The following is a 14,700-nucleotide window of genomic DNA, read 5'->3' as shown; positions in this document are numbered from 1 at the left end:
GCATTCGCCATCCCCTGAGCCCATCGCCATGATCGACCACCCCAAGCGCGCAGTCATCCTGCTGTCCGGCGGACTGGATTCCGCCACCTGCCTCGCGATCGCGCGCGACATGGGCTTCGAGACCTATGCGCTTTCGGTCGCCTACGGCCAGCGCCACGCCGCCGAACTCGCGGCCGCTCGCCGCGTCGCCGCATCGCTGGGGGCGCGCGAGCATCGCGTCGCGAGCGTGGAACTGGGCCAGTTCGGCGGCTCGGCCCTGACGGACGAAAAGATCCCCGTGCCCGTCGAAGGCAGCACTGCCGGCATCCCCGTGACCTACGTCCCCGCGCGCAACACCGTGATGCTGTCGATCGCGCTCGCCTGGGCCGAGGTACTCGGCGCGAACGACATCTTCGTCGGCGTCAATGCGGTCGACTATTCCGGCTATCCGGATTGCCGCCCCGAATTCATCGCCGCCTTCGAAACGATGGCGAACCTCGCGACCAAGGTCGGCATTGAAGGTGCACGCCTCAGGATCCACGCCCCGCTGATCTCACTGTCCAAGGCCGACATCATCCACCGCGGGAGCGCACTGGGCGTCGATTACAGCCAGACAGTGTCGTGCTACCAGGCCGACGACGCCGGCCATGCCTGCGGCAGGTGCGACGCGTGCCGCCTGCGGCGCGCCGGATTCGAGGCTGCGGGACTTCCCGACCCCACGCGCTACGCCTGAGACCCGGGTGTTCAGGGTGGTTCTTCCGATGACGTGAATTTATTCCTTCGTCCTAACCGAGGATTTGAAGGATACTGCTCTGTTGCATCCTGCACCCTTTGATCTAGGTCAGCCCTGCTCGCTGAAAGGTTTCGTAACATCTCCCCCATGGGCGGTGCCGCCTTTCGGGGGATCTTTCGATGCGTTTCAGGTTAGTTCGGTACTTCACGCTTGCCAGCCTCGGCATGTTCGGCCTCGTCGCACTGAGCCTGATCTACTTCGAGCGCGAACAAAGCCAGTTCTACAAGCAGACGAACGACGAGCAGCTGGCGTTCTTCGGCGATGTGCAGCAATCCTTCGCCAAGCAGCAGGAAGACGCCGCGCGGCGCGACCTGCTGACGATTCACGAGGCGGGCAACGTCAACCTCACCCGCCTTTTCGCCAACGCCCTCTGGGAGCGTGACTTCGCGCCTTTCGTCGCGCAGGTCCAGGCCATCGACGTCACGGGCTGCCAGGCGATTGCCGACGTCACCGACGACAAGGGCAAGAAAGCCGCCCCGCCCGAGAAGAAGGCCTGCTTCGCCGATATCGGCAAGCGCATCATGGCCCTGCCCGGCTTCAAGGCGATCGACGCCAAGGTGTTCGACTCGATGAAGAAGAGCACCGTGTTCAAGATCAAGGTGTTCGACCTGCGCGGAATCACCGTGTATTCGTCCGAGCACGCCCAGATCGGCGAGGACAAGAGCTTCAACGCCGGCTGGCGCAGCGCGGCCTTCGACGGCGTGCCCAAGAGCGAGCTCACCCACCGCGGCAAGTTCAGCGCCTTCGAGGGCGTCGTCGAGAACCGCGACCTGATCGGCAGCTACCTCCCGGTGCTGGAGCCCGGCTCCTCGCGCATCGTCGGCGTGTTCGAGGTTTACTCCGACGTGACGCCCTTCCTGAAGCAGATCCAGCAGACCTCGGGACAGATCCGCAGCACCGCGACCGATAACCAGAAGAAGCTCGGCGAAGCCGCGGCGGCCAACCAGGACGCAGTCGACGCCACGTCCTATCGCCAGCTCGCAACGATCGCAGGCCTTCTCCTGCTGCTCTTCGCGGCGCTGCTCGTAATCGTGCGGCGCGCCGAAAAGATCATCCAGCAGCAGGAAGCCGACCGCGCCCACGCGCACCAACAGCTCGCGCAGTCGGAAAAGATGGCCTCGCTCGGCCAGATGGTCGCCGGCGTCGCGCACCAGCTCAACACCCCGCTCGCGTTCTCGCAGAACAACATCCTGATGGTCAAGGACGCGCTGCAGAGCATGGAACTGCCGATGAAGGTCGCCGGCAGGCTCTCCTCCATCCTCGAGGACGTCGACGGCGACAAGGTCACGATCAAGGTGTCGCAGCTCAAGGCAAACCTCGATAAGCTGCAGGAGGGCAATGTCGACGTCACCATGCTGCAGGAGATGCTCAAGGACGTGCTCGGCGGCATCGACCAGATGTCCGAACTGGTCGTGAACCTGCGCGACTTCACCCGCCTCGACCGGGCGGCGACAACCAACGCCGACCTCAACAAGGCACTGCACACGGTCGCCTACATCGCACAGACGGTGCTCCCGAAGAACATCGAACTCGTCGAGGAGTACGGCCAGCTGCCCAGCGTGGAATGCAATCCTTCGCAGCTCAACCAGGTATTCCTGAACCTCATCAACAACGCCGCCCAGGCGATCGAAGGCCCGGGGCGCATCCGCATCCGCAGCTTCGCGGAAGGCGACCAGGTCCACGTCGAGGTCCAGGACAACGGCCGCGGCATCCCCGACGATGTGCTGCCGCACATCTTCGACCTCTATTACACGACCAAGCCCGCCGGCGAAGGCACCGGACTCGGCCTCGCGATTGCGCGTAACATCGTCACCGAACACGGCGGCGACATCACCGTCAGCACGCGCATCGGTGTCGGCACGACCTTCACCGTCACCTTGCCGGTGCGCCAAGAGGCACCTCTGGCGCAGGCCGCCTGACACAGGCAGGAGAAACCCATGACACGACTGGCCGGCAAGGTACTCTGCGTCGACGACGAACCGGGCATCGTCCGCTCGCTCCAGTGGCTGCTGCAGAAGCAGTTCGAGGTGTTCACCGCAACCAGTGGCGCCGAGGCGCTCGAGCTCGTCAAACAGCACGACTTCGACGTCGTCATCAGCGACCAGCGCATGCCGGTGATGACCGGCGTCGAGGTCCTGCGCGAAGTGCGCAAGCTCTCGCCGCGCACGATGCGCATCCTGCTGACCGGCTACTCGGACATGCAGGCGATCGTGCGCTCGGTGAACGAGAGCGAGGTATTCCGCTTCATCAACAAGCCGTGGAACATCTCGGAACTGCCCAAGGTGGTCGCCCAGGCGATCACGATCGCCAAGACCCAGCCCGTCGAGACACCGGCCGCCGAGATCCCCGAGGATGCACCCATCATCGCCAACGGCGAACGCATCCTCGTCATCGACGACGACCCCGAGATGGGGCGCGCCGTTGCCGACCTCGTCGGCGCCAGCGCAAAAGTCTCGTACACACGCAACCTTGCCGACGCGGTGGGCATCCTCAACAACGAGGACGTGTCGGTGATCATTTCCGAGACGCGCGTCGGCACCATCGATGCGACACGCCTCGTGCGCCTGATGAAGAGCAAGCACCCGGAGATCGTTACCGTGATGCTCACCGGCGAGAGCGACGCCGACACCATCACGACACTGATCAACCAGGGCCAGATCTATCGCTTCGTTCCCAAGCCCATCCGCACGGGATACCTGAAGCTCGTGCTGCAGTCGGCGCTGCGCAAGCACGGCGCGCTCGTCAGCGACCCGGCGTTGACCTTCCGCCACGCGGTGGAGACCACCTCGGCCGGCGCCATGGAGTCCCTGATTTCCGATGTCGAGCGGGCTGCACCGCAGGCCGAAACCGCCGCTGCGGCCAAGGGCGGAGGCTTCATGGCGTCCCTCGGCGCAGGGTTCCGCCGCCTCTTCGGAGCGGGCTGAAGTAATTTCTGTCACAATTGCTTGACGGACCTCGAACGCTTGCATAGAATTCGGGTCCTTCTGCACGGGGGTCGTTAGCTCAGTTGGTAGAGCAGCGGACTTTTAATCCGTTGGTCGCTGGTTCGAATCCAGCACGGCCTACCACCGCAAGGTGGAGCATCCTGCAGATGGCATCGGGGGGTATAGCTCAGTTGGTAGAGCAGTTGACTCTTAATCAATTGGTCCTAGGTTCGAGTCCTAGTGCCCCCACCAGATACCGAGAAGGCCGGCTCCTGCAGCTGGCCTTTTTGCTTTTCGGCTCCCTCGCGCATCACCCGGCGATGCGGGCATATGACGATAAGCAAATCCTGTTCAGCCCGGCTTCGGCATAATATCCGGATGTGCACGAGAGGCGGATCATGACGGCCATTCAGGACTCCGGGCAGCTTGCCCACATCGTCTTCCAGAACGCAGCAGAAGGCATCGCGATCACCGATCCCCAGGGACGCATCCTGGCGGTCAATGACGCATTCACCGCACTGACCGGATACCCGGCCGCCGACGTCCTCGGCAGGACCCCGGCCATGCTCCGCTCGGGGCGCCACGGGCGCGAGTTCTATGCGCGCATGTGGCTCGCGCTGCGCGACGAAGGCCGCTGGCAGGGCGAAATATGGAATCGCCGCAAAAACGGCGAGATCTACCCCGAATGGCTGTCGATCAGCACGGTGCGCAACGACGCCGGCGAGATCCTGCATTACGTCGGCGTGTTCACCGACATCGGCCGGATCATGGCGGAGCAGGAGAAGCTGCGCGACCTCGCCTACCACGACCCGCTCACCCGCCTGCCGAACCGCATGCTGCTGCGCGACCGTTTCGAGCAGGCGGCGCGGCGCAGCCTGCGTGATGCGCGCCAGCTCGCGGTACTCATGATCGAGGTGACGCCGCAAGGCAAGGTGCCGAACGATCCCTTCCTCGTCGCCGCTTCCGAGCAGCTCGCAATGCACTTGCGCGAAACCGACACGCTCGCGCGCTACGGCGAGAACGAGTTCCTGGTGCTGATCGAGGGCATCAACGGCCCGCGCGACGCCAGCGTGACGGCCGACCAGTTGCTCAAGGCGCTGGAACGACCGCTCACCGTTGACGGCATCGACGTCTACGCCGGCGCGAATGTCGGCATCAGCCTTTACCCCATGGACGGCTACACGCTGGACGACCTGGCGACCGCCGCAGATGCGGCGATGCTGCAGGCGCGCAGCCACGACCGCCACGGCTACCGCTTTTACTCCGCCGAAATGACGGCCTTCGCCAACGAGCGCGCGACGATCGAGACGCAACTGCGCCGCGCCATCGCCAGCGGCGCGCTGGAGCTCCACTTCCAGCCGCTGTTCGACGTCGCGGGCAGTTCGGTGCTCGGCGTCGAGGCGCTGGTGCGCTGGACCGACCCCGAGCTGGGCGCCGTCGAACCCGAGCGCTTCGTGCCGATCGCCGAGGACAACGGACTCATCCACCCGCTCGGCGAATGGGTGATGCGCCGTGCCTTCACGCAGTTCGTCGCGTGGCAGGCAGCCGGTGTCGCGCCGCCGGTGCTGTCACTGAACATCTCGGCACGACAGCTCGAACGCATCGACTTCGTCGACAGCGTCGCCGCGCTGGTGGCCGAGACCGGGATCTCGCCGCAGTCGCTGGAGTTCGAGTTCCGCGAATCGGTGCTCTCCGACGTCGCCTATGTCGTGCCCGCCCTCGAGGCACTCGACCAGATGGGCATCCGGCTGTCGATCGACGGTTTCGGGACGGGCTTTTCGCCGCTCGGAAACCTCAAGACCTTGCCGATATCGAAGCTCAACATCGACCGCAGCTTCGTGAGCGGCATCGGCCGCAACCAGGGCAACGACACGATCGTGCGCACCGTGCTGGGCGTCGCGCGCACTTTGGGGCTGCGGGTGATCGCCGAAGGCGTGGAGACCGAGGACCAGGCCGCATTCCTGCGCAACGAAGGCTGCGACGAGTTCCAGGGGCACCTCTACGGCCAGGCGATGAAGGGCGAAGACTTCGTGCGCCGTTTCGCGCAACGCCGGACTTGAGTACTTTCTTCGCACGCAGGGCGCCGCAGTCGCACATTCCAGACCGGAAGCGTTTGGTGCGTCTAGCGGATTTGGGTACATTGGCGCCCATCGCCATCAGGACTCCCACGGCCGGCAACGGCCGCCCATCCCGACAGGCGCCGGCAACGGCGTCATCGATCAACTACTCCAATAAAGAGGAAAATCGTGTCGAACAGTCCATATGACCAAGGTCTGGGCAAGAACGCGGCGAACTACGTGCCGCTCTCGCCCCTGAGCTACCTCGAGCGCTCGGCCTACGTGTACCCGCAGCGCACCTCGGTGGTCCACGGCGACCGCTCCTTCACCTGGGCACAGACCTACGAACGCTGCCGCCGTCTGGCCAGCGCACTGGTGCAGAAGGGCGTGGGACGCGGCGACACCGTCGCGGTGATGCTGCCCAACGTGCCGGCGATGTACGAAGCGCACTTCGGCGTGCCCATGACCGGCGCAGTGCTCAACACGCTGAATACGCGCCTCGACCCGGAAGCCATCGCCTTCATGCTGGCGCACGGCGAGGCGAAGGTGCTGATCACCGACCCCGAGTTCGCCGCGACGATCCGTCGCGCGCTTGAACTGCTCGACGGCCCCAAGCCCGTCATCATCGACGCCCTGGATGCCGAGTATCCCGGCACCGACCGGTGCGGCGAGATCGAGTACGAGGACTTCATCGCCGGCGGCGATCCGGCCTATGAGTGGCACCTGCCGCAGGACGAGTGGGACGCGATCGCGCTGAACTACACCTCGGGGACGACGGGCAACCCCAAGGGGGTCGTGTACCACCACCGCGGCGCCTACCTGAACGCCGCCTCGAACATCATCAGCTGGGGCATGCCGCAGCACGCGGTGTATCTATGGACGCTGCCGATGTTCCACTGCAACGGCTGGTGCTTCCCGTGGACGATGGCGGCCAACGCGGGCATCAACGTGTGCCTGCGCAAGGTCGACGTCGCGCTGATCTGCGAGCTGATCCGCAAGCACAAGGTCAGCCACTTCTGCGGCGCGCCGATCGTGCACGGCATGCTGATCAATGCGCCAGAAGGCATGCGCGCGGGCATCGAGCACAAGGTGTCGGCGCTGATCGCCGGCGCCGCGCCTCCGGCCGCAATCATCGAGGGCATGGAGCGTATCGGCTTCGACATCACCCACGTGTATGGCCTGACCGAGACCTACGGCCCGGCGTCGGTGTGCGCGAAGCACCCGGAATGGGATGAACTGCCGATCGCCAACCGCGCAGAACGCAACGGCCGCCAGGGCGTGCGCTACCACATGCAGGAAGCGATCACGGTGCTCAACCCCGAGACGATGGAGCCCGTGCCGGCCGACGGCGAGACGATGGGCGAGCTGATGTTCCGCGGCAACCTCGTCATGAAGGGCTACCTGAAGAACGAGAAGGCCAGCGCGGAAGCCTTCGCGGGGGGCTGGTTCCACACCGGCGACCTGGGCGTGATGCAGCCCGACGGCTACGTGAAGATCAAGGACCGTTCCAAGGACGTGATCATCTCGGGCGGCGAGAACATTTCGTCGCTGGAGGTCGAGGAGGTCCTGTATCGCCATCCGGCAGTGCTGACGGCGGCGGTGGTAGCGAAGCCCGACGCGAAGTGGGGCGAGGTGCCGGCGGCCTACGTCGAGGTCAAGGAAGGCGTCGCGGTGACGGCGGACGACATCATCGCGCATTGCCGCGAACACCTCGCGCGCTACAAGGTGCCGAAGTACGTCGAGTTCTGCGTGCTGCCCAAGACCTCGACGGGCAAGATCCAGAAGTTCGTGCTGCGCGAGCAGGCGAAATCGGTGTCCGCGATCGAGTAACGCGCGACTGCCGCCAGGTCTCCGCGAAGGCCGCCGTTGCGCAAGCAGCGGCGGCCTTTTTCTTCATGCGCCGCGTGCGGATCGAGCAGGCATGCGGGTTCACCCCTAGGCGGCATGCATTGACGCCCCCCGGCACGGGTGTTAACTTGTGCCGACCGTGATCAAGGATACATATCGCTGCAACATGGATTCTTATAATCCATGTACCGCCGTCCTTGCAGGCTCCGCTACGACGCAACGTGTTTGAACCGGCACCCCGCTGCCGGCGCAGTTCAGCTTCGACCCACAGAGAGAGGCAGGATCTGAAAGACGCGATGAGCACGGACTACATCCTTCAAACGACCGACCTCACGAAGGAGTTCAAGGGCTTCGTCGCGGTCGACAAGGTCAACCTCCAGGTGCAGCGCGGCACGATCCATGCCCTGATCGGCCCCAACGGCGCGGGCAAGACGACGGTCTTCAACCTGCTGACCAAGTTCCTCACACCCACCCGCGGCACGATCCGTTTCAACGGCATCGACATCACCCCCGAGAAGTCCGCGCAGATCGCGCGCCGCGGGGTCGTGCGCTCCTTCCAGATCTCTGCGGTGTTCCCGCACCTGTCGGTGCTCGAGAACGTGCGCGTGGCGCTGCAGCGCAAGCTCGGCACGAGCTTCCATTTCTGGCGCTCCGCGCGCAGCCTCGACGTCCTGAACGGGCGCGCGATGGAACTGCTCGAGTCGGTCGACCTGCAGACCTTCGCCGACACGGTAACGGTGGAGCTACCCTACGGACGCAAGCGCGCACTGGAGATCGCGACGACCCTGGCGCTGGAACCCGAGCTGATGCTGCTCGACGAGCCGACCCAGGGCATGGGCCATGAGGACGTCGGGCGCGTGGCCGACCTGATCAAGCGCGTCGCGGCCAACCGCACGGTGCTGATGGTCGAGCACAACCTCGGCGTGGTCTCGCACATCTGCGACACGATCACCGTCCTGCAGCGCGGCGCCGTGCTCGCCGAGGGGCCTTACGACGTCGTCTCGGCCGATGCGCGCGTGCTGGAAGCCTACATGGGTACCGCACATGGCTAAAGCGAGCGCATTCACGCCCGATTCCGAGATGCTGCGGGTGAACGACCTGCACGCGTTCTACGGCGAGTCGCACATCCTGCACGGCATCGACTTCCAGGTGAACCGCGGCGAGCTGGTGACGCTGCTGGGGCGCAACGGTGCCGGCCGCACGACGACGCTGAAGGCCATCCTGGGCCTGGTCGGCCGCCGCAGCGGCTCGATCATGATCAACGGCCGCCAGGTCATCGACCTGCCGACGCACCGCATCGCGCACCTGGGCATCGGCTACTGCCCCGAGGAGCGCGGCATCTACGCGAGCCTCTCGACCGAGGAGAACCTGTTGTTGCCGCCCGCGGTGAACAGCACCGGGATGTCGCTCGACGAGATCTACGAGATGTTCCCCAACCTGAAGGAGCGGCGCAACAGCCCCGGCAGCCGGCTCTCGGGGGGCGAGCAGCAGATGCTGGCGATGGCGCGCATCCTGCGCACCGGCGCGCGCCTGCTGCTGCTCGACGAGATCACCGAGGGCCTCGCGCCGGTGATCGTGCAGGCGCTTGGCCGCGTCATCGCGCAGCTCAAGGAGAAGGGCCTGACCATCATCCTGGTCGAACAGAATTTCCGCTTTGCGGCGCCGCTCGCGGACCGCCACTACGTGATCGAACACGGTCGCATCGTCGAGATGGTGAGCAAGGACGAGCTCGATTCGAAGATGCCCCTGCTGCAAAAACTGCTGGGCGTCTGAGCCCCGGCACACGAGGAGGAGAGAGAGGATGAAGCGCAAGATTCTGGGTTCGGCAGTGGCCGCTGCCGTCGCGTTCGCACCGGCATTCACGCAGGCCGCTACCACCGTCAGCGACGGTGCGGTGAAGCTGGGCGTGCTCACCGACATGTCGGGCACCTACTCCGACCTCGCCGGCCCCGGCACGGTGGAGGCGACGAAAATGGCGGTCGAGGATTTCATCGCGAAGGAAAAACCCGACTTCAAGATCGAGGTCATCTCCGCCGACCACCAGAACAAGGCCGACATCTCGGCCAACAAGGCACGCGAGTGGTTCGACACGCAGAAGGTCGACACCATCGTCGACCTCGTGACGACCTCGACCGCGCTCGCGGTGATGAAGGTCGCCAACGAGAAGAACCGCATCTCGCTCGTGTCGGGCGCGGGCTCGACGCCGATCACCAACGAGCAGTGCAACGACACCACCGTGCACTGGACCTACGACACCTACTCGCTGCCGGTCGGCACCGCGAAGGCGGTCGTCAAGCAGGGCGGCAAGAACTGGTACTTCATCACCGCCGACTACGCCTTTGGCCATTCGCTCGAGAAGAACACCTCGGAGGTGGTCACCAAGAGCGGCGGCAAGGTGCTGGGCAGCGTTCGCCACCCCTTCCCGGGCAGCGACTTCTCGTCCTTCCTGCTCAGCGCGCAGGCCTCGGGCGCGCAGGTGATCGGGCTGGCCAACGCGGGCGCGGACACGATCAACTCGATCAAGCAGGCCAAGGAGTTCGGCATCACGCCCAAGCAGTCGCTCGCCGGCCTGCTGATGTTCATTTCCGACGTGCATAGCCTCGGTCTCGAGGCCACGGCGGGGATGTACCTGACGACGGGCTTCTACTGGGACTACAACGACGAGACGCGCACGTGGTCGAAGCGCTACTTCGAGAAGATGAAGCGCATGCCGACGATGGTTCAGGCCGGCAACTACTCGTCCGTCTATCACTACCTGAAGGCCGTGAAGGCCGCCGGCACCGACGAGGCCAAGGCGGTGATGGCGAAGATGCGCGAGATGCCGGTGAACGACTTCTTCGCCAAGAACGGCAAGGTGCGCGCCGACGGCCGCATGGTGCATGACATGTACCTCGCGCAGGTGAAGAAGCCGTCCGAGTCCAAGTATCCGTGGGACTACTACCACATCCGCGAAGTCATCAAGGGCGAGGACGCCTTCATCCCGCTGGCCGAGAGCAAGTGCCCGCTGGTCAAGAAGTAGGCACGCCAGCCCGGCCATGACCGTGAGGTGGTGAGCAGCACGCACGCGCACCACCTCGCGGCCGGCACCGACATCCGAGCGCGAGACCATGGACATCTTCGGCATTCCGATCCAGGCCCTGATGGGGCAGCTGCTGATCGGGCTCATCAACGGCTCGTTCTACGCGATCCTCAGCCTCGGGCTGGCGATCATCTTCGGCCTGCTCAACATCATCAACTTCGCGCACGGTGCGCTGTACATGATGGGGGCCTTCTGCGCGTGGATCGGCCTGAACTGGCTCGGGCTCAACTACTGGGTCGCGCTGATCGCCGTCCCCGTCGTCGTCGGGGCGTTCGGCATGCTGATCGAACGCACCATGCTCAAGCATCTGTACAAGCTGGACCACCTGTACGGCCTGCTGCTCACCTTCGGCCTCGCGCTGATCATCGAAGGGCTGTTCCGCTACCGCTTCGGCATTTCGGGCGAAAGCTACCCGGTCCCCGAGCTGCTCGCGGGCGGCTTCAACCTCGGCTTCATGTTCCTGCCGAAATACCGCGCCTGGGTCATCGCGGTGTCGCTGGTCGTGTGCTTCGGCAGCTGGTTCATCATCGAGCGCACGAAGCTCGGATCCTACCTGCGCGCAGGCACCGAAAACCCGCAGCTGCTGCAGGCCTTCGGCATCAACGTGCCGCTGATGATCACGCTCACCTACGGCTTCGGCGTCGCGCTCGCGGCCTTCGCCGGCGTGCTGGCAGCGCCGGTGCTGCAGGTGAACCCGGTGATGGGCTCCAACCTCATCATCGTCGTGTTCGCCGTCGTCGTCATCGGCGGCATGGGCTCGATCATGGGTTCGATCGTCACCGGCCTCGGCCTCGGCCTGATCGAAGGTCTGACCAAGGTGTTCTATCCGGAAGCTTCCGCGGTGGTGATCTTCGTCATCATGGGCATCGTGCTGCTACTGCGGCCGGCCGGACTGTTCGGACGGGAGCGATGAGCGCCATGCCGCGCCACCCCACAGCCTTGCCCCCCGCGCCCCACGGCGCCTCCGCACCGGGAATCGCATCATGAACGGCAAACACATCGGCTGGATCGTCCTGCTCCTGATCGGGCTGGTCGCGCCCTTCGTCGTCTACCCGGTGCTGGTGATGAAGATCCTGTGCTTCGCGCTGTTCGCCTGCGCCTTCAACCTGCTGCTCGGCTACACCGGCCTGCTGTCCTTCGGCCACGCGGCCTTCCTCGGTTCCGCCGGCTACATCTGCGGCTACGCGATGCAGGGGCTCGGCCTGTCGCCGGAACTGGGCCTGCTGGCCGGCAGCGCCGGCGCTGCCGTGCTGGGCTTCATCTTCGGCAGCCTCGCGATCCGCCGCGCCGGCATCTACTTCGCGATGATCACGCTCGCGCTCGCGCAACTGGTGTTCTTCCTCGCGCTGCAGTTCCCCTTCACCGGCGGCGAGGACGGCATGCAGGGCATTCCGCGCGGCCGCCTGTTCGGCCTCATCGATCTCGCCGACACGATGAACATGTATTTCTTCGTGCTCGCCGTGTTCCTGTTCGGTTTCTGGGTCATCGACCGCGCGATCGACTCGCCCTTCGGCCAGGTGCTGAAGGCGATCCGCGAAAACGAGCCACGCGCGATCTCGCTCGGCTACGACGTCGATCGCTACAAGCTGCTCGCCTTCGTGCTCTCGGCCGCGCTCGCGGGCCTCGCCGGCGCGACCAAGACGCTGGTGTTCCAGCTCGCCTCCCTCACCGACGTGCACTGGCACATGTCCGGCGAAGTCGTGCTGATGACCCTGCTGGGCGGCGTGGGCACCGTGTTCGGCCCCATCGTCGGCGCGACCATCGTCGTCAGCCTGCAGAACTACGGCGCGGAACTGGGCCAGTGGGTCACCGTGCTGACCGGCGTGATCTTCGTCGTGTGCGTGCTCGCCTTCCGCCGCGGCGTCGTCGGCGAAGTCGCACTGCTGATCAAGCGTTCGGGCATCCGCCCCTGACAACGACACCGGGAGTTCAACCCTGCTCGCCTGAGCTCCCGGCCGGACTCCAGTCGAAGCTGCCGCCGCTGCCGGCAAACAGCGGACGGGTCCCGCCCGGCGTCGCCCGCAGGAAGGCCCTCAGCTCGCCCGGTGCGAGCCCCTGCGGCGGCTTCGCATCGGCCGCCAGATGCCGCGCGTGCACGATCAGCTCGCCCCCGATGTCCGCCACGCTGCAGTGGATCGAAGCGACCGCCGCCTGCCGCGCCGCTTCCACCCCGGCAATCGCCGCCAGCAGTTTCTCGCGATGAGCCGCACGCGCCTTGCCCTGTTCCGACACCTGCGCCATCGCCTTCAGCACCGGCATCACACTGTCGCGCAGCTTGTGGAAGGCCGCCTGCTGCTCGGCGTTCAAGACAATCTCCTGTCGCTGCACCCTGGCGGCGACCGTCAGGTAATTGCCCACCCCGGGGCGTGCGCGCAGGGCCTCCATGATCTGCCTGGCCTGCTCGTCGACCGCCTGCAGCTCTGCGAGCTGCGCGTGCGCCGCCCGGACCAACTCGCCCTGCGAATCCTCGGGCGGCAGCAGGACGGACACGACGGTCTCGGCCGGCCCGTGCGGACGCACCTGCGCAACGGCAACCGTGCGCCCCGCCAGCACGGACGCCTCCACGAGGGCGATGTCCAGCTCGTCCGCGAGGATGTCGCAACCGATGGCCCGTTCCCGCACGACGACGCGACGCCCCACGATCAGGCTGTTCTCGGCATACTGCAGCGTCACTTCACCATCCGGCGCGAGGATCGTCGCGCCGCTTGCACGGCCCTCGACGGCGACCTGCCCGCCCGGATTCACGATCGCCCCGCCACTCAGGTTCTTCTTCAGCGCGACCGTGCCCCCGCGCGACACGATCTTGCCGAACACGTCGGCGAAGGTCGTCACGTTGAGCCCCTCGACCACACGACCTTCCTGGATCTCGCCATGCTCCTCGTAATCGTCGCCCATCAGCACGAGGTCGCCCGTCGTGCGCAGGCTCACGCCGGCACGATTGACGATCTTCTCGGTGACCGAAACCTTGCTCGAAGCCTCGTCGATGTCGAGGAAGCCGTCGATCGTCGCGACGAGAAACTCGCCCTCCGCGTCGTTTTCGACGCGCGTCCCCGTGCCGGCGAGCGCGGCAAAGTCGATATCCTTCGGCAGCGCGGGCGCCACTGCCCGGCCGTCGAGTTCGCGGCCCGGCGCACCGAGCACGAGCGGCAGCTTGCGCAACAGCTTCTCGCCCGCGCGGATCTGCGGAAAGCGGTTGCGAAAGCGGGCGAGGTCGACACGTCCGTCCGGCAGCAATCCCGGGGCGTCATCCCGATGCAGGCCACTCGACAGCTCCTCGACCCCCGCGTCGCGGCCGACACCCGGCGGTACCGCGTGGGCGATGACGATCCTGCCCGTCCGCTCGTTCCCGATCGCATCGCGGACAACCGCCTCGTCGATGCCGCAGCGCAGCCCCTTGAGCCACGCCTGCGCGACGAACTCGTCGAAATCGAGCCGGGTTTTCTGAGCGACCGTGTCGAATTCCTGCCCCCCCGCCCCGCCGCCCTCGGCGGTACGCGGCACCGTGCACTCGATGCTCACCGGCTCGAACAGATATTCGGCACGCGCGCCGGAAATCTTCAGGCCGCGATACAGGGGAATGCGCACCGGCAGCACATGGCTCATGCCCGAGGAGAAACGCACGCGCGACGGCCGTCCCGCGGCCACGCATGCCCGGGCTTCATCATCCGCGCGCCCTGCCTCGCAGTCGAAGGCCAAATGCTGGAAGGCGGCGTAATCGAGCCCGCGGAAACAGACGCCGCGGATGAATGTCTGATCGACCCACGCGCGGAACTCGGCGGATCCTCCCAGGCGCGACAGCTCAACCCACAGCCCGCCCTCGTCGCGGACGATGAAATCCGGCAGGGGATCGTCCCCATCGCTCAGAGCATCGGCCACCATGGCAACCATTCCGTCCCCTTGCCCGCAACATTTGTTTTCATCTTACCCGTCCGCGCCCCGCATGGGCGCTCCGCGTGCGGGCACCGTTGGGCGCAGCCGCCACGACTGCGGTAAGCTTGCGCGCGACCAACCGCGCCCGCC

At 65.7% G+C, this 14,700-nt stretch carries 11 protein-coding genes and 2 tRNA genes; 12 read left to right on the top strand and 1 reads right to left on the bottom strand.

Annotated elements, in window-relative coordinates; genetic code table 11:
• Window positions 1-28 precede the first annotated feature (28 nt).
• From queC to GO615_RS20945, 12 genes are all read left to right on the top strand, one after another.
• Window positions 29-712: a 7-cyano-7-deazaguanine synthase QueC gene (gene queC / locus GO615_RS21000; RefSeq protein WP_169131706.1), complete on the top strand. Its 684-nt coding sequence runs from the start codon at window positions 29-31 to the stop codon at window positions 710-712.
• A gap of 179 nt (window positions 713-891) precedes the next feature.
• A complete protein-coding gene (locus tag GO615_RS20995; RefSeq protein ID WP_169131704.1) occupies window positions 892-2,691 on the top strand; it encodes an ATP-binding protein in 1,800 nt (599 codons plus the stop codon).
• A gap of 18 nt (window positions 2,692-2,709) precedes the next feature.
• Window positions 2,710-3,696 (top strand): response regulator, encoded by a 987-nt coding sequence (locus GO615_RS20990; protein WP_169131702.1) that lies wholly within the window; start codon window positions 2,710-2,712, stop codon window positions 3,694-3,696.
• Window positions 3,697-3,764: 68 nt separating this feature from the next.
• Window positions 3,765-3,840: transfer RNA gene (locus GO615_RS20985), tRNA-Lys, on the top strand.
• A 32-nt stretch (window positions 3,841-3,872) separates the two neighbouring features.
• Window positions 3,873-3,948 (top strand) — tRNA-Lys (locus GO615_RS20980).
• 146 nt (window positions 3,949-4,094) lie between these two features.
• Entirely contained in the window at window positions 4,095-5,756 is a 1,662-nt protein-coding gene (locus GO615_RS20975; protein ID WP_169131700.1) for a putative bifunctional diguanylate cyclase/phosphodiesterase, read from the top strand.
• A gap of 186 nt (window positions 5,757-5,942) precedes the next feature.
• Complete coding sequence (locus tag GO615_RS20970) at window positions 5,943-7,583, top strand: AMP-binding protein (protein ID WP_169131698.1); 1,641 nt, start codon at window positions 5,943-5,945, stop codon at window positions 7,581-7,583.
• A gap of 314 nt (window positions 7,584-7,897) precedes the next feature.
• Entirely contained in the window at window positions 7,898-8,653 is a 756-nt protein-coding gene (locus tag GO615_RS20965) for an ABC transporter ATP-binding protein (RefSeq protein ID WP_169131696.1), read from the top strand.
• Window positions 8,646-9,374: an ABC transporter ATP-binding protein gene (locus GO615_RS20960; protein WP_169131694.1), complete on the top strand. Its 729-nt coding sequence runs from the start codon at window positions 8,646-8,648 to the stop codon at window positions 9,372-9,374. Before GO615_RS20965 ends, GO615_RS20960 begins: the two co-directional genes overlap by 8 nt.
• A 28-nt stretch (window positions 9,375-9,402) precedes the next feature.
• On the top strand, window positions 9,403-10,620 hold the full coding sequence (locus tag GO615_RS20955) for an ABC transporter substrate-binding protein (RefSeq protein WP_169131692.1): 1,218 nt from the start codon (window positions 9,403-9,405) through the stop codon (window positions 10,618-10,620).
• An 88-nt stretch (window positions 10,621-10,708) separates the two neighbouring features.
• The gene (locus GO615_RS20950) at window positions 10,709-11,593 is read left to right on the top strand and encodes a branched-chain amino acid ABC transporter permease (protein ID WP_169131690.1); all 885 of its coding nucleotides are present in this window, start codon (window positions 10,709-10,711) and stop codon (window positions 11,591-11,593) included.
• 70 nt (window positions 11,594-11,663) lie between these two features.
• The gene (locus GO615_RS20945; protein WP_169131688.1) at window positions 11,664-12,593 is read left to right on the top strand and encodes a branched-chain amino acid ABC transporter permease; all 930 of its coding nucleotides are present in this window, start codon (window positions 11,664-11,666) and stop codon (window positions 12,591-12,593) included.
• 16 nt (window positions 12,594-12,609) lie between these two features.
• On the opposite strand, the gene GO615_RS20940 is transcribed toward GO615_RS20945, so the two are convergent.
• The gene (locus GO615_RS20940) at window positions 12,610-14,559 is read right to left on the bottom strand and encodes a flagellar assembly protein A (RefSeq protein WP_246262394.1); all 1,950 of its coding nucleotides are present in this window, start codon (window positions 14,557-14,559) and stop codon (window positions 12,610-12,612) included.
• Window positions 14,560-14,700 lie beyond the last annotated feature (141 nt).

It is taken from the genome of Aromatoleum evansii (assembly GCF_012910805.1).
Taxonomy (GTDB): domain Bacteria; phylum Pseudomonadota; class Gammaproteobacteria; order Burkholderiales; family Rhodocyclaceae; genus Aromatoleum; species Aromatoleum evansii.
The sequence above is the reverse complement of the archived record's forward strand: the minus strand, read 5'-3'. Positions and strand labels throughout refer to the sequence as shown.